General features: G+C 68.8%; 15 protein-coding genes. 14 read left to right on the forward strand and 1 reads right to left on the reverse strand.

What is annotated here, in order from left to right; genetic code table 11:
• The 5 genes from benA to DK254_RS18785 form a co-directional block, all read left to right on the forward strand.
• A partial coding sequence (gene benA, locus DK254_RS18765; protein WP_109935784.1) for a benzoate 1,2-dioxygenase large subunit occupies positions 1-1,305 on the forward strand: 1,305 nt, incomplete at its 5' end.
• Positions 1,305-1,790 carry a benzoate 1,2-dioxygenase small subunit gene (gene benB, locus DK254_RS18770; RefSeq protein WP_074982713.1) on the forward strand — a complete coding sequence of 162 codons (486 nt, stop codon included), beginning with the start codon at positions 1,305-1,307 and terminating at the stop codon, positions 1,788-1,790. The genes benA and benB, both read left to right, overlap by 1 nt.
• A gap of 10 nt (positions 1,791-1,800) precedes the next feature.
• The gene (gene benC, locus DK254_RS18775; RefSeq protein ID WP_109934984.1) at positions 1,801-2,814 is read left to right on the forward strand and encodes a benzoate 1,2-dioxygenase electron transfer component BenC; all 1,014 of its coding nucleotides are present in this window, start codon (positions 1,801-1,803) and stop codon (positions 2,812-2,814) included.
• A 237-nt stretch (positions 2,815-3,051) separates the two neighbouring features.
• Positions 3,052-3,825, forward strand: coding sequence for a 1,6-dihydroxycyclohexa-2,4-diene-1-carboxylate dehydrogenase (locus DK254_RS18780; protein WP_109934985.1), 774 nt, complete (start codon positions 3,052-3,054; stop codon positions 3,823-3,825).
• 118 nt (positions 3,826-3,943) lie between these two features.
• Positions 3,944-5,272: an MFS transporter gene (locus DK254_RS18785; protein ID WP_109934986.1), complete on the forward strand. Its 1,329-nt coding sequence runs from the start codon at positions 3,944-3,946 to the stop codon at positions 5,270-5,272.
• Positions 5,273-5,286: 14 nt separating this feature from the next.
• Here the strand turns inward: DK254_RS18785 and DK254_RS18790 are convergent, their stop codons facing one another.
• A complete protein-coding gene (locus DK254_RS18790; RefSeq protein WP_109934987.1) occupies positions 5,287-6,159 on the reverse strand; it encodes a LysR family transcriptional regulator in 873 nt (290 codons plus the stop codon).
• A gap of 153 nt (positions 6,160-6,312) precedes the next feature.
• On the opposite strand from DK254_RS18790, the gene DK254_RS18795 reads away from it, so the two are divergent.
• From DK254_RS18795 to DK254_RS18835, 9 genes are all read left to right on the forward strand, one after another.
• A complete protein-coding gene (locus DK254_RS18795; protein ID WP_109934988.1) occupies positions 6,313-7,434 on the forward strand; it encodes a muconate cycloisomerase family protein in 1,122 nt (373 codons plus the stop codon).
• 37 nt (positions 7,435-7,471) lie between these two features.
• Positions 7,472-7,762 (forward strand): muconolactone Delta-isomerase, encoded by a 291-nt coding sequence (catC, locus tag DK254_RS18800; RefSeq protein ID WP_015477003.1) that lies wholly within the window; start codon positions 7,472-7,474, stop codon positions 7,760-7,762.
• A gap of 61 nt (positions 7,763-7,823) precedes the next feature.
• Positions 7,824-8,753, forward strand: a complete 930-nt coding sequence (catA, locus tag DK254_RS18805; RefSeq protein WP_109934989.1) for a catechol 1,2-dioxygenase — start codon at positions 7,824-7,826, stop codon at positions 8,751-8,753.
• Positions 8,754-8,932: 179 nt separating this feature from the next.
• Entirely contained in the window at positions 8,933-10,132 is a 1,200-nt protein-coding gene (locus DK254_RS18810) for a benzoate/H(+) symporter BenE family transporter (protein ID WP_109934990.1), read from the forward strand.
• 199 nt (positions 10,133-10,331) lie between these two features.
• The gene (locus DK254_RS18815; protein WP_109934991.1) at positions 10,332-11,591 is read left to right on the forward strand and encodes an OprD family porin; all 1,260 of its coding nucleotides are present in this window, start codon (positions 10,332-10,334) and stop codon (positions 11,589-11,591) included.
• Between the two features lie 356 nt (positions 11,592-11,947).
• On the forward strand, positions 11,948-12,520 hold the full coding sequence (locus tag DK254_RS35230; RefSeq protein WP_256595934.1) for a methyl-accepting chemotaxis protein: 573 nt from the start codon (positions 11,948-11,950) through the stop codon (positions 12,518-12,520).
• 110 nt (positions 12,521-12,630) lie between these two features.
• Positions 12,631-14,091, forward strand: coding sequence for a 2-hydroxymuconic semialdehyde dehydrogenase (locus tag DK254_RS18825; RefSeq protein ID WP_109934993.1), 1,461 nt, complete (start codon positions 12,631-12,633; stop codon positions 14,089-14,091).
• A 15-nt stretch (positions 14,092-14,106) separates the two neighbouring features.
• Entirely contained in the window at positions 14,107-14,916 is an 810-nt protein-coding gene (locus DK254_RS18830; RefSeq protein WP_109934994.1) for a 2-keto-4-pentenoate hydratase, read from the forward strand.
• Between the two features lie 10 nt (positions 14,917-14,926).
• Positions 14,927-15,834, forward strand: a 908-nt coding sequence (locus DK254_RS18835; RefSeq protein WP_109935785.1) for an acetaldehyde dehydrogenase (acetylating), incomplete at its 3' end; no start/stop codon positions are given.

Raw genomic sequence — 15,834 nt, forward strand, 5'->3', positions numbered from 1 at the left:
TACCGCTGCAAGCGCGAAATGTTCACCGACCCGCGCCTGTTCGAACTGGAGATGAAGCACATCTTCGAAGGCAACTGGGTCTACCTCGCCCACGAAAGCCAGATTCCCGAGAAGAACGACTTCCTGACCACCCTGATCGGTCGCCAGTCGATCTTCATTGCGCGCAACAAGGATGGCGTGCTCAATGCCTTCCTCAATGCCTGCAGCCACAAGGGCGCCATGCTCTGCCGGCACAAGTCGGGCAACCGCTCCAGCTACACCTGCCCGTTCCACGGCTGGACCTTCAACAACTCCGGCAAGCTGCTCAAGGTCAAGGACCCGGCCGAGGCCGGCTACCCGTCGAGCTTCAACTGCGAAGGCTCGCACGATCTCACCAAGGTCGCCCGCTTCGAGTCCTACCGCGGCTTCCTCTTCGGTAGCCTCAACCCCGACGTGCGCCCGCTGGTGGAGCACCTGGGCGAGTCGGCGAAGATCATCGACATGATTGTCGACCAGTCCCCCGAAGGCCTGGAAGTGCTGCGCGGCTCCTCCACCTACATCTACGAGGGCAACTGGAAGCTCACCGCCGAGAACGGCGCCGACGGCTACCATGTCAGCTCCGTGCACTGGAACTACGCCGCCACCCAGAACCAGCGCAAGCAGCGCGAGTCTGGCGAGGAAGTGAAGACCATGAGCGCCGGTGGCTGGGCCAAGCACGGCGGCGGCTTCTACTCCTTCGAGCACGGCCACATGCTGCTCTGGACGCGCTGGGCCAACCCCGAGGACCGCCCGGCCTACGAGCGCCGCGAACAGCTCGCCGCCGACTTCGGCCAGGCCCGCGCCGACTGGATGATCCAGAACTCGCGCAACCTCTGCCTGTACCCCAACGTCTACCTGATGGACCAGTTCAGCTCGCAGATCCGTATCGCCCGGCCCATCGACGTCAACCGCACCGAGATCACCATCTACTGCATCGCGCCCAGGGGCGAAAGCGCCGAGGCCCGCGCCCAGCGCATCCGCCAGTACGAGGACTTCTTCAACGTCAGCGGCATGGCCACCCCGGACGACCTGGAGGAGTTCCGCTCCTGCCAGCAGGCCTACCAGGGCAGCGCCGAGGGCTGGAACGACATGTCCCGTGGCGCCGCCCACTGGATCGAGGGCGCCGACGAAGCCGCGCAGGAAATCGAACTGCACCCGCAACTGTCCGGCGTGCGCACCGAGGATGAAGGCCTGTTCGTGCTGCAGCACAAGTACTGGCTGCAGGCGATGAGCGAAGCCCTGGCCGCCGAAGAAGCCAAGCGCATTCCGCTCGAGGAGGCCGTGTGATGAGCCGCTACGAAACCGTCCGCGACTTCCTCTACCGCGAAGCCCGCTACCTCGACGACAAGGACTGGGACGCCTGGCTGGAGCTGTACGCCAGCGACGCCAGCTTCTGGATGCCGGCCTGGGACGACCGCGACGAGCTGACCCAGGACCCGCAGCGGGAAATCTCGCTGATCTGGTACGGCAACCGCGGCGGCCTGGAAGACCGCGTGTTCCGCATCAAGACCGAGCGCTCCAGCGCGACCATGCCGGACACCCGCACCTCGCACAACATCAGCAACATCGAGGTGCTGGGCGAGGAGGACGGCATCTGCCAGGTGCGCTTCAACTGGCACACCCTGAGCTTCCGCTACAAGACCACCGACAGCTACTTCGGCACCAGCTTCTACGCCATCGACCTGCGCGGCGAGAACCCGCTGATCAAGGCCAAGAAGGTGGTCCTGAAGAACGACTACGTCCGCCAGGTCATCGACATCTACCACATCTGAGGTGGCCGCCATGAGCTATTCGATCGCACTGAACTTCGAAGACGGCGTCACCCGCTTCATCGACGCCAACCCCGGCGAGACCGTGGCCGACGCGGCCTACCGCCAGGGCGTGAACATCCCCCTGGACTGCCGCGACGGCGCCTGCGGCACCTGCAAGTGCTTCGCCGAGGCCGGCCGCTACGATCTGGGCCAGGACTACATCGAGGATGCGCTGAGCGAAGAGGAAGCCGAGCAGGGCTACGTGCTGACCTGCCAGATGCGCGCCGAAAGCGACTGCGTGGTGCGCGTGCCAGCCTCCTCGGACGTCTGCAAGACCCAGCAGGCCAGCTACCAGGCGGCCATCAGCGAGGTGCGCCAGCTGTCCGAGAGCACCATCGCGCTGTCGGTCAAGGGCGAATCCCTGAGCAAGCTGGCCTTCCTGCCGGGGCAGTACGTCAACCTGCAGGTGCCGGGCAGCGACCAGAGCCGCGCCTATTCCTTCAGCTCGCTGCAGAAGGGCGGCGAGGTCAGCTTCCTGATCCGCAACGTGCCGGGCGGGCTGATGAGCAGCTTCCTCACCAGCCTGGCCAAGGCCGGCGACAGCCTGGAACTGGCCGGCCCCCTGGGCAGCTTCTACCTGCGCGACATCAAGCGCCCGCTGTTGCTGCTGGCCGGCGGCACGGGCCTGGCGCCCTTCACGGCGATGCTGGAGAAGATCGCCGAGCAGGGCAGCGAGCACCCGCTGCACCTGATCTACGGGGTGACCAACGACTTCGACCTGGTGGAGCTGGACCGGCTCGAGGCCTTCGCCGCGCGCATCCCCAACTTCAGCTTCAGCGCCTGCGTGGCCAACCCCGAGAGCAGCTACCCGCAGAAGGGCTACGTCACCCAGCACATCGAACCCAGGCACCTCAACGAAGGCGAGGTGGACATCTACCTGTGCGGCCCGCCGCCGATGGTCGAGGCGGTCAGCGCCTACATCCGCGAGCAGGGCATCACGCCGGCCAACTTCTACTACGAGAAGTTCGCGGCCAGTGCGGCGTGATGGGGGCGCTGTAAGAGCCCCTCTCCCTAACCCTCTCCCGCAAGCGGGAGAGGGGACCGTCCGTGCCACGGTGGAATTCGATGTTAGCCGGCTATCACGAAGCACCAATATCTGCCCGAGCACCGAATGCAACCGAGGTGCACGGATAGCTCCCTCTCCCTTCAGGGAGAGGGCGGGGGGAGAGGGCAGCCGGATACCGCACCCACCTCCCAGGACGCAACCATTGCCGAGGTAACCATGAACAGATTCGCCAACAAGGTCGCCATCGTCACCGGCGCCGCCCAGGGCATCGGCCGCCGCGTCGCCGAGCGCCTGGCCGAGGAGGGCGCCCGCCTGGTGGCGGTGGACCGCTCCGAGCTGGTCCACGAGCTGCAGGACGAACTCGGCCAGCGCGCCGAGGTGCTGACCCTTACCGCCGACCTCGAGCAGTTCGCCGAGGCCCAGCGCGTGGTCAATGAGGCCGTGCAGCGCTTCGGCCGCCTGGACGTGCTGGTCAACAACGTCGGCGGCACCATCTGGGCCAAGCCCTACGAGCACTATGCCGAGCACGAGATCGAGGCCGAGGTGCGCCGCTCGCTGTTCCCCACCCTGTGGTGCTGCCGCGCCGCGCTGGCGCCGATGCTGGAGCAGGGCGGCGGGGCCATCGTCAACGTCTCCTCCATCGCCACCCGCGGCGTCAACCGCGTGCCCTACGGCGCGGCCAAGGGCGGGGTGAACGCGCTGACCGCCTGCCTGGCCTTCGAGACCGCCGAGCGCGGCATCCGCGTCAACGCCACCGCGCCGGGCGGCACCGAGGCGCCGCCGCGGCGCATCCCGCGCAACGCCGCCGAGCAGAGCACGCAGGAGAAGGCCTGGTACCAGCAGATCGTCGACCAGACCGTGCAGAGCAGCCTGATGAAGCGCTACGGCAGCATCGACGAACAGGTCGGCGCCATCCTCTTCCTGGCCTCCGACGAAGCCTCCTACATCACCGGCGTGACCCTGCCGGTAGGCGGTGGCGACCTGGGTTGAACCACACACATTCGTAGGATGGGTATCGCTGCGCTCAACGCCATCCTACGTAAAGACGGACCGCCCACGACGCGGCCCGAACGGCTTCTCGCACAACAACAAAAAAGAGAGTGACGCCATGCGGAAAATCGACGTACACGAGGTCATCGACAACGCGCGCTTCGGCCGCTTCCATTGGCGCGTGATGGCCTGGTGCGCCCTGTTGCTGATCTTCGACGGCTACGACCTGTTCATCTACGGCGTGGTATTGCCGGTGCTGATGAAGGAATGGAGCCTGAGCCCGCTGCAGGCCGGCGCCCTGGGCAGCTACGCGCTGTTCGGGATGATGGCCGGGGCGCTGTTCTTCGGCCCGCTGGCCGACAAGGTCGGGCGCAAGAAGGGCATCGCCATCTGCTTCGTGCTCTTCTCCGGCTTCACCGTGCTCAACGGCTTCGCCACCAACCCCACGCAGTTCGGCATCTGCCGCTTCATGGCCGGCCTGGGCATCGGCGGGCTGATGCCCAACGTGGTGGCGCTGATGAACGAATACGCGCCGAAGAAACTGCGCAGCACCCTGGTGGCGGTGATGTTCAGCGGCTACTCCCTGGGCGGCATGCTCTCCGCCGGCGTGGGCATCTACATGCTGCCGCGCTTCGGTTGGGAGGCGATGTTCTTCGCCGCGCTGCTGCCGCTGTTGCTGCTGCCGCTGATCCTCTGGCAACTGCCCGAGTCGGTGGGCTTCCTGCTGCGCCAGGGCCGCACCGGCCAGGCCCGCGCCATCCTGCGCCGCGTCAGCCCGGAAAGCGCGCTGGACGACACCAGCGAACTGCACCTGGACGAGGGCAAGCCCCGGGGTGCGCCGGTGCTGGAACTGTTCCGCGAGGGCCGGGCGCTGCGCACCCTGATGCTCTGGGTGGCGTTCTTCTGCTGCCTGCTGATGGTCTACGCGCTCAGCTCCTGGCTGCCGAAGCTGATGGCCAACGCCGGCTACAGCCTGGGTTCGAGCCTGTCGTTCCTGCTGGCGCTGAACTTCGGCGGCATGTTCGGGGCGATCTTCGGCGGCTGGCTGGGCGACCGCTTCAACCTGCCCAGGGTGGTGGCGCTGTTCTTCGTCGCCGCCGCCGTTTCCATCACCCTGCTGGGCTTCAACAGCCCGATGCCGGTGCTCTACCTGCTGATCGGCATCGCCGGGGCCACCACCATCGGCACGCAGATCCTGCTCTACGCCACCGCCGCGCAGTTCTACGGCCTGGCCATCCGCTCCACGGGCCTGGGCTGGGCCTCGGGCATCGGCCGCAACGGCGCCATCGTCGGCCCGCTGCTGGGCGGCTCGCTACTGGCCATCGAGCTGCCGCTGCACCTGAACTTCATGGCCTTCGCCATCCCCGGCGCGGTGGCCGCGCTGGCCATGTACCTGGTCAGCCGGCGCAGCCTGGCGGTCGCCCCCCTGGCCGGAGCCCAGGCGTGAAGCGCCGCGCCGGCCTAGCGGTTGACCTGCTCGATCAGCGTCAGGCAGCGCTGCACCATGGCGCTGACGTCGCCGGCGCGGCGGCTGAGGATGATCGGCGACACCGCCTCGGGTTCCTCCAGGCTGGCGTAGCCGATGTCCGGGCGGTGCTGCTGCTGCACCGAGGCCGGCACCAGGGCCACGCCCAGGCCGGCGGCGACCAGGCCGATGGCGGTCTGCAGCTCGTTGGCCCACTGCGCCACGCGGATGCCCAGGCCGTGGTTGGCGAACAGCGCCAGCACGTGGTCGGCGTAGCTCGGCCGCGGGTTGGCCGGGTACAGCACGAAGGGCTCGCGGGCCAGGCGCCGCAGGCTCACCGGCGCCCCCAGCAGGGGGTGCCCGGTGGGCAGCACCGCCACCAGCGGGTCCTCGCGCAGCACCTGCTGGTGGATGGCCGGGTCGTCGAAGCGCATGCGCCCGAAGCCGATGTCGATGCGCCCGCTCTTGAGCGCCTCGACCTGCTGCAGGGTGGTCATCTCCTGCAGGCCCAGCTCCAGCTCGGTGTCGGCGCGCAGCTCGCGGATCAGCTCCGGCAGCACCGCGTAGAGGGTCGAGGGGGCGAAGCCGATGCCCAGCCACTGGCGCTGGCCCAGGCCGATGCGGCGGGTGTTGTCGCAGATGTTCTGCAGCTGTTCGAGCAGGGTGCCGCTCTGCTCGTAGAAGAAGCGCCCGGCCTCGGTCAGGCGCAGCGGCCTACCGCGTTCCAGCAGCTCGACGCCGAGCAGTTCCTCCAGCTGCTGGATCTGCCGGCTCAGCGGCGGCTGGGCGATGTGCAGGCGCTCCGCGGCGCGGGTGAAGTTGAGGGTTTCGGCCACCGCCTGGAAGTACCGCAGGTGTCGAAGCTCCATGATACCTCCAGGGTATGGAACGAGAGGGCAATGATATTGGACTGCCTGCCACTGCTGGCGCAATCCTTCGACGTGCAAGACAAGACCTGGAAGGTATCGGCCGCGACAGACGGCCGGGCCTCGACAAGAGCCTAGCGTGATATGGAACCTGACATGACCCAAGCCCTGATCGAACGCCTCGAGGCGATCATCGTCGACCTGCCGACCATCCGCCCGCACAAGCTGGCGATGCACACCATGCAGCGGCAGACCCTGGTGATCCTGCGCCTGCGCTGCAGCGACGGCATCGAAGGCCTCGGCGAGGCCACCACCATCGGCGGCCTGGCCTACGGCAACGAAAGCCCCGAGAGCATCAAGGCCAACCTGGAGGCGCATTTCGCGCCCCTGCTGGTCGGCCAGGACGCCTGCAACGTCAATGCCGCCATGCAGCGCCTGGACAAGGCCATCAAGGGCAACACCTTCGCCCGCTCGGCGGTGGAGACCGCGCTGCTCGACGCCCAGGGCAAGCGCCTGGGCCTGGCCGTCAGCGAACTGCTCGGCGGCCGCGTGCGCGACGGCCTGGAAGTGGCCTGGACGCTGGCCAGCGGCGACACCGCCCGCGACATCGAGGAAGCCGAGCGCATGCTCGACCTGCGCCGCCACCGCATCTTCAAGCTGAAGATCGGCGCCAACGCGCTGGAGCAGGACCTCAAGCACGTGGTGGCGATCAAGCGGGCCCTGGGCGAGCGCGCCAGCGTGCGCGTGGACGTCAACCAGTACTGGGACGAGTCCCAGGCCATCCGCGGCTGCCAGGTGCTCGGCGAGAACGGCATCGACCTGATCGAGCAGCCCATCTCGCGCATCAACCGCGCAGGGCAAGTGCGCCTGAACCAGCGCAGCCCGGCCCCCATCATGGCCGACGAATCCATCGAGAGCGTCGAGGACGCCTTCAGCCTGGCCGCCGACGGCGCCGCCAGCATCTTCGCCCTGAAGATCGCCAAGAACGGCGGCCCGCGCGCCGTGCTGCGCACCGCGCAGATCGCCGAGGCGGCCGGCATTGCCCTGTACGGCGGGACCATGCTCGAAGGCGCCATCGGTACCCTGGCCTCGGCCCACGCCTTCCTCACGCTGAAGCAACTGACCTGGCACACCGAACTGTTCGGCCCGCTGCTGCTGACCGAGGAAATCGTCACCGAGCCGCCGGTGTACCGCGACTTCCAGCTGATGGTACCGAACGCCCCGGGCCTCGGCCTGAGCCTGGACGAGGAGCGCCTCAAGCGCTTCCGCCGCCCCTGAACCCGCGCCTGAATTCTGCGATAGAGGAGAAGCCCCCATGCTGTTCCACGTGAAGATGACGGTGAAACTGCCCGTCGACATGGACCCGGCCAAGGCCGCCCAGCTCAAGGCCGACGAGAAGGAACTGGCCCAGCGCCTGCAGCGCGAGGGCAAGTGGCGCCACCTGTGGCGCATCGCCGGGCACTACGCCAACTACAGCGTCTTCGACCTCGCCAGCGTCGAGGAACTGCACGACACCCTGATGCAGCTGCCGCTGTTCCCCTACATGGACATCGAGGTCGACGGGCTCTGCCGCCATCCGTCCTCCATCCATGCCGACGACCGCTGAGCCCGGACCCGCAATCCCGACCGACGAAACCCCTGTATAAGAACAAGACGAGGTGAACACCATGACCGTGAAGATTTCCCAGACTGCCGAGATCCAGAAGTTCTTCGAAGAAGCCGCCGGCTACGGCAACGACGCCGGCAGCCCGCGCCTGAAGCGCATCATGCTGCGCGTGCTGCAGGACACCGCGAAAATCATCGAGGACCTGGAAGTCACCGACGACGAATTCTGGACCGCCGTGGACTACCTGAACCGCCTGGGCGGCCGCGGCGAAGCCGGCCTGCTGGTGGCGGGCCTGGGCATCGAGCACTTCCTCGACCTGCTCAACGATGCCAAGGACGCGCAGATCGGCAAGACCGGCGGCACCCCGCGCACCATCGAAGGCCCGCTGTACGTGGCCGGCGCGCCCATCGCCCAGGGCGAAACCCGCATGGACGACGGCAGCGAGGACGGCGTGGCCACCGTGATGTTCCTCGAAGGCCGCGTGCTGGACCTGGACGGCAAGCCCATCGCCGGCGCCACCGTCGACCTGTGGCACGCCAACACCAAGGGCAACTACTCCTACTTCGACCAGAGCCAGAGCGAGTACAACCTGCGCCGCCGCATCGTCACCGACGCCGAGGGCCGCTACCGCGCCCGCAGCATCGTGCCCAGCGGCTATGGTTGCGACCCGCAGGGCCCGACCCAGGAGTGCCTGAACCAGCTCGGCCGCCACGGCCAGCGCCCGGCGCACATCCACTTCTTCATTTCCGCCCCCGGCTACCGCCACCTGACCACCCAGATCAACCTGTCCGGCGACCAGTACCTGTGGGACGACTTCGCCTACGCCACCCGCGACGGCCTGGTCGGCGAAGTGAACTTCGTCGAGAACGCCCACGGCATCGAAGGCCGCGTCGCCGAGCTGGAATTCAGCTTCCAGCTGCAGAAGGCCACCAGCACCGATGACGAACAGCGCAGCCACCGCCCGCGCGCGCTGCAGGTGCAGGGCGCCTGAGCCACGCTACCCGCACTGCGTGCTCTTCGTAGGAGCGAGCTTGCTCGCGAACCAACCCCCGCTGCGAAGCTGGGTTCGCGAGCAAGCTCGCTCCTACACCGTTACCCCAGGCATCGTTCCCAGCCGGCTTGCCGGCAGGGCGAAGCCTTGCGTGCAGAACAAGAAAAAAGTGAGGCGCCATGAAAGACCTCATCCGCGACTTCTCGTTGTCCGCCCTGGTGGCCGGGTTGATCGCCACCCTGATTTCCTACGCCGGCCCCCTGGTGATCATCTTCCAGGCGGCCAAGAGCGCCGGCCTGCCCGACGCCGCGGTGTCGTCCTGGGTCTGGGCGATCTCCATCGGCAGCGGCGTGCTCGGCATCCTCCTCAGCCTGCGCTACAAGGTGCCGCTGGTGATCGCCTGGTCGGCGCCCGGTTCGGCGCTGCTGGTGGCGCTGCTGCCGGGCATCGGCCTGAACGAGGCGGTCGGCGCCTACCTGGTGTCGAGCCTGATCATCTTCCTGGTGGGCATCTCCGGCGCCTTCGACCGCGTGGTCGGCAAGCTGCCGCCGGCCATCTCCGCGGCCATGCTGGCGGGCATCCTGTTCAGCTTCGGCACCCAGCTGTTCGTCTCGCTGCAGGCCAAGCCGGCGCTGGTGCTGGCCATGTTCGTCGCCTACCTGCTGGGCAAGCGCCTGGCGCCGCGCTACGCCGTGGCCCTGGTGCTGCTGGTGGGCTGCGCCATGGCCATCGGCGGCGGCGAGCTGAACGCCTCGGCGCTGGTGATCGGCCTGGCCACGCCGCAATGGATCACCCCTGAGTTCAGCGTCCACGCGTTGCTCAACATCGCCCTGCCGCTGGTGGTGGTGGCGCTCACCGGGCAGTTCGTGCCGGGCATCGCCGTGCTGCGCAACGACGGCTACCAGACCCCGGCGCGCCCGCTGATCGCCAGCAGTGCCCTGGGTACCCTGCTGCTGGCGCCCTTCGGCTGCCACGGCCTGAACCTCGCCGCCATCACCGCGGCCATCTGCACCGGCCGCGAGGCCCACGAGGACCCGGCGCGGCGCTACGTCGCCGGGGTGGTGGGCGGCGTCGCCTACCTGCTGCTGGGGCTGTTCGGCGCCACCCTGGTGTCGCTGTTCAGCGCCTTCCCCCGCGAGCTGATCGCCGCCCTGGCCGGCCTTGCGCTGTTCGGCGCCATCGGCGGGGCGCTGGCCGGCGCCATGGGCGTGCCGGAGGACCGCGAGGCGGCGCTGATCACCTTCCTGGTGACCGTCTCGGGCATGTCCTTCCTCGGCCTGTCGGCGGCCTTCTGGGGCCTGATCTTCGGCCTGGCCGCGCACCTGCTGCTGGTGCGCCGCCGCGCCGGCCAACCCGAGACGCGCGCCGTGCGCGCCTGACCACGGAGCAACCGCAAGCGGGCGCCCGGCCGGGGTGCCCGCCCCAGGCAAGACGGCAGCGGAAGCAGGGCAGGGCGGCTGACGAAGCGGACAGCCCCATGCCCCCGCGGGCCGACACACAGCTCCCCGCCCAGCGCTTGGCCGCGGCCCTCCGGTCGCTAGGCAGGGGATCGTACAACCATAAGAACAAGAGAAAATCATGAGCAATCGCGTATGCGTGACCGCCGTCGCGCTGGGTATCGGCGTGGCCGCCACCCAGCCGGCGGCCGCGGCCGAAGGGCTGATCGAAGGTGCCAGCGCCACCCTGCAGGCGCGCAACTACTACTTCAGCCGCGACTTCTCCGACATCGTCGGGCCCAACCGGCAGTCCAGGGCGGAGGAGTGGGCCCAGGGCTTCATCCTCAACTTCAGCTCCGGCTACACCCCGGGCCCCGTCGGCTTCGGCCTGGACGCCATCGGCGTGCTCGGCCTGAAACTGGACAGCAGCCCCGACCGCATCAACACGGGCCTGCTGCCGGTGGGCGGCGACGGCCGCGCGCCGGACGACTACAGCCGCCTGGGCCTGGCCGGCAAGGTGAAGTTGTCGAAGACCGAGCTGAAGGTCGGCGAGCTGCAGCCCAACCTGCCGGTACTGGTGTTCAGCGACATCCGCCTGCTGCCGCCCAGCTACCAGGGCACCTCGCTGAGCTCCAGCGAAATCCCCGGGCTGACCCTGCAGGCCGGGCACCTCACCTCCACCCACCTGCGCAACGAGGGCGGCGACGAGAAGATGATCGCCATGCTCAGCTACCAGCCGCAGCGCCAGGCCGAGAGCGACGCCTTCAACTACGCCGGCGGCGACTACGACTTCAATGGCAAGCGCACCCGCGTCAGCGCCTGGTACGGCCAGCTGGAGGACATCTACAAGCAGCGCTTCCTCGGCCTCAAGCACGCCCAGCCGTTGGGCGACTGGGTGCTGGGCGCCAACCTCGGCTACTTCGACGCCAGCGAGGACGGCAAGCACCTGCTCGGCGACATCGACAACCGCGCGGTTTTCTCGCTGTTCTCGGCCAAGCGCGGCGGGCACACCTTCTACCTCGGCTACCAGGGCATGTTCGGCGACAGCGCCTTCCCCCGGGTGTTCGCCAACGTCTCGCCGCTGGGCAACGAGGTGCCGACCTACGAGTTCGCCTCCACCGACGAGCGCTCCTGGCAGGTGCGCTACGACTACGACTTCGTCGCCCTCGGCGTGCCCGGACTGACCACCACGGTTCGCTACATCAGCGGCGACAACGTCGACACCGGCATGGGCTTCGAGGGCAAGGACCGCGAGCGCGACCTGGACATCGGCTACACCGTGCAGAGCGGCCCGGTGGCCGGGCTCAACGTGCGCGTGCGCAACGTCATGGCGCGCTCCAACTACCGCAGCGACATCGACGAGAACCGGCTGATCCTCAGCTACACCTGGAAGCTGTTCTGAGCCCACCCGGGGGGCCATACGGCCCCCTTCACCAAGGAGACCCCATGACGCGCAAGACCACCGCCGCCACGCTGCTCGGCCTGGCCGCGCTCTGCGCCCTCTGCCTGCCCTGGCTGCCCTCGGCCCAGGGCGCGCTGCTGGCGCCGTTGCTGGCCTGCCTGCTGGGCGCCGGGCTGCTCTACCACCGCCTGCCGGCGCAACGCATCGAGGTGCCGGTGCCCGTGGCCGTCGCGGCACAGCCCCCGCCGCCGCCCTCGCTGCCGGAGCCCGCCCCCGGCGTGGCCGACCCGCTGGCCGGGCGCCTGCGTCCGCCCCTGGGCGACCTGCGCCAGGCGCTGCAGCAGACCGAGGACGACATGCGCTACGCCGACGACCTGGCGCGCAACGCCGGCGACCGGGTGGCGCAGAGCGCCAGCAGCATCCAGGCCGCCGCCGGCGCCCTGGGCGAGCTGGAAGGCTACATGGCGCACATGACCCAGGTGTTCGACGAACTGGGCCGCGAGTCCCTGCGCATCGGCGCCATCGTCGGCAGCATCCAGGACATCGCCCGGCAGACCAACCTGCTGGCGCTCAACGCCGCCATCGAGGCGGCCCGCGCCGGCGAGCACGGCCGCGGCTTCGCCGTGGTGGCCGACGAGGTGCGCAACCTGTCGCACCGGGTCAACGGCTCCAGCGAGCAGATCCGCGGGATTTCCGACAGCCTGCGGCACTCCGCCGAGGAGGCCCAGGCCGGCGTGCAGCGCCTGGGCGACTCGACGCGCCAGGGCCTGGCCCGCGCCGACGAGGCGCTGCAGGCCATGCAGGAGATGCGCGAAGGCGCGGTGATGCGCGTGCAGATCGTCCAGCGCATCCTCCAGCGCCTGGGCACCCAGCAGGTGCTGGCCGGCGAGCTGCAGGTGCTGGTGGAAGGCGCCGAGGCAAGCGCCTGAAGGCGCGTTCAGGTATTCCTGTAGGGGATACCTGAGAGCGCTTTTTTGATTATCCGCTTATAGGCGGCCTCCCTAGACTCGGCGAAAAACACCCTACAAGGGAGGTCGCCGTGTCTCATCACTTGCTCCGCCACTACATCGCGGGCGCCTTCGTCGGCAGCAGCCGCACTTTCGACAACGTCTCGCCGGTGGACGGCCGGCTGCTCGGCCAGGTCTGCGAGGCCGGCGAGGCCGAGGTGAACGCCGCCGTGGAAGCCGCGGCGGCGGCGCAGAACGGCCCCTGGGCGCGTTTCAGCGCGGCCCAGCGCGCCGACCTGCTGGAGCGCATCGCCGACGGCATCGAGCGGCGCTTCGAGGACTTCGTCGCCGCCGAAGTGGCCGACACCGGCCGCCCCGTGCACCAGGCGCGCAGCCTCGACGTGGCCCGCGGCGTACAGAACTTCCGCAGCTTCGCCGGCCAGGTGCGCCAGGGCGGCGGCGAATTCTTCGAGATGCGCAGCGGCGATGGCAGCGACGTGTTCAGCTACACGGTGCGCAAGCCCCATGGCGTGGTGGCGATCATCTCGCCGTGGAACCTGCCGCTGCTGCTGCTCACCTGGAAGGTCGCGCCGGCCCTGGCCTGCGGCAACTCGGTGGTGGTCAAGCCCTCGGAAGACACGCCCTCCAGCGCCACCCTGCTGGCCGAGGTGATGCACGAGGTGGGCGTGCCCGCCGGGGCCTTCAACCTGGTCCACGGCTTCGGGCCGAACTCCGCCGGCGAGTTCCTCACCGGCCACCCGCGGGTGGACGCCATCACCTTCACCGGCGAGTCGCGCACCGGCTCGACCATCATGCGCGCCGCCGCCGAAGGCGTGCGCGAAGTCTCCTTCGAATTGGGCGGCAAGAACGCCGCGGTGGTCTTCGCCGACTGCGACTTCGACGCCGCAGTGGCCGGGGTGCTGCGCTCCAGCTTCACCAATTCCGGGCAGGTCTGCCTGTGCTCCGAGCGCGTCTACGTCGAGCGGCCGATCTACGAGCGCTTCGTCGCCGCGCTCAAGGCCGGCGCCGAGCAGCTGAAGATCGGCTACCCCGACGAGGACGGCGTGAACATGGGCTCGCTGATCTCCCACAAGCACCGCGACAAGGTGCTGGGCTACTTCCGGCTGGCCGTGGAGGAGGGCGCCAGCGTGGTCAGCGGCGGCGGCGTGCCGCACTTCGGCGATGCCCGCGACAAGGGCGCGTTCGTCCAGCCGACCATCTGGACCGGCCTTGCCGACGACGCCCGCTGCATGCGCGAGGAGGTGTTCGGCCCGGTCTGCCACATCGCGCCCTTCGACAGCGACGAGGAAGTGCTGCGCCGCGTCAACGACTCCGCCTACGGCCTGGCCGCCTCGCTGTGGACCCGCGACCTGGGCCGCGCGCACCGTGTCTCGCGGCGCATCCACGTGGGCATGGTGTGGGTCAACACCTGGTTCCTCCGCGACCTGCGTACGCCCTTCGGCGGCGCCCGGCTGTCCGGCCTGGGCCGTGAGGGCGGCCGCCACTCGCTGGACTTCTATTCCGAACTCACCACCGTCTGCGTCAACCCCTGAGGCCAGGAGAAACCCATGCATCCAGCACTCATCGAAGCCGCCGCGCGCCTGCGCCAGGCCCGTGACAGCGGCCAGCCCTGCGCCCCGGTACGCGACCTGATCCAGCAGGCCGGCCAGCAAGGCAACGCCGCCGCGCTCGACCTGGCCTATGCCGTGCAACAGCGCAACAACGCCGCGGACATCGCCGCCGGCTGGCGCCCGGTGGGCCACAAGATCGGCCTGACCTCCCGTGCCGTGCAGCGCCAGCTGGGCGTGGACCAACCGGACTTCGGCCGCCTGTTCGCCCAGATGGCCCGCGGCGACGGCCAGCCCATCGCCTGGAGCGACTGCCAGCAGCCCAAGGTGGAGGCGGAAATTGCCCTGGTGCTGGAACACGACCTGTGCCACGAGCGCCACACCCTGGCGGACATCCTCCGCGCCACCGCCTTCGCCCTGCCGGCCATCGAGATCGTCGGCAGCCGCATCACCAACTGGGACATCAGCCTGCTCGACACCGTAGCCGACAACGCTTCGTCCGGGCTGTTCGTGCTCGGCAGCCGCCCGGTGCGCCTGGAGCGGCTGGACTTGGTGAACTGCGGCATGAGCCTGAGCCGGCGCGGCGAACCGGTATCGGTCGGCGCCGGCGCGGCCTGCCTGGACAACCCGCTGAACGCAGCGCTCTGGCTGGCCGACACCATGGCCCGCCTGGGCGAACCGCTGCGCGCCGGCGACGTCATCCTCACCGGCGCCCTGGGGCCGATGGTCCCGGTACGCCCGGGCGACGTCTTCAGCGCCGACATCCAGGGCCTGGGCCGCGTCAGCGCCGCCTTCGCCGAAGCCCAGTGAGGAAGCCCGCATGAGCCAGAAACGCAAAGTCGCCATCATCGGCTCCGGCAACATCGGCACCGACCTGATGATCAAGATCCTGCGCAACGCGCAGCACCTGGAAATGGCCGCCATGGTCGGCATCGACCCGGCCTCCGACGGTCTGGCCCGCGCATCACGAATGGGCGTGGCCACCACCCACGAAGGCGTGGAAGGCCTGACCCGCCTGCCGATCTTCGACGAGATCGACTTCGTCTTCGATGCCACCTCCGCCGGCGCCCACGTGAAGAACGACGCCTTGCTGCGGGGCCACAAGCCCAATCTTCGCGTGATCGACCTGACCCCGGCCGCAATAGGTCCGTATTGCGTGCCGGTGGTCAACCTGGAGCAGCACCTGCAGGCGCCGAACGTGAACATGGTGACCTGTGGTGGGCAGGCGACCATTCCGATGGTGGCGGCGGTTTCGCGTGTCGCCAAGGTTCACTACGCCGAGATCATCGCCTCGATCGCGTCGAAATCCGCTGGTCCGGGTACCCGCGCCAATATCGACGAGTTCACCGAGACCACCAGCAAGGCCATCGAAGTCATCGGCGGGGCGGCCAAGGGTAAGGCGATCATCATCATGAACCCGGCGGAGCCGCCGCTGATCATGCGCGATACCGTCTATGTCCTGTCCGAAGCCGTGGATCAGGCGAAGGTCGAGGCGAGCATCGAAGAGATGGCCGCCGCCGTACAGGCCTACGTGCCGGGCTACCGCCTGAAGCAGAAGGTGCAGTTCGACGAGGTCAGCGACCTGAACATCCCCGGCCACGGCCGCTTCAGCGGCCTGAAGACCTCGGTGTTCCTCGAAGTCGAAGGCGCCGCCCACTACCTGCCGGCCTACGCCGGCAACCTCGACATCATGACCTCCGCCGCGCTGGCCACCGCCGAGCGCATGGC

Source organism: Pseudomonas sp. RW407 (assembly GCF_003176655.1).
Taxonomy (GTDB): domain Bacteria; phylum Pseudomonadota; class Gammaproteobacteria; order Pseudomonadales; family Pseudomonadaceae; genus Pseudomonas; species Pseudomonas delhiensis.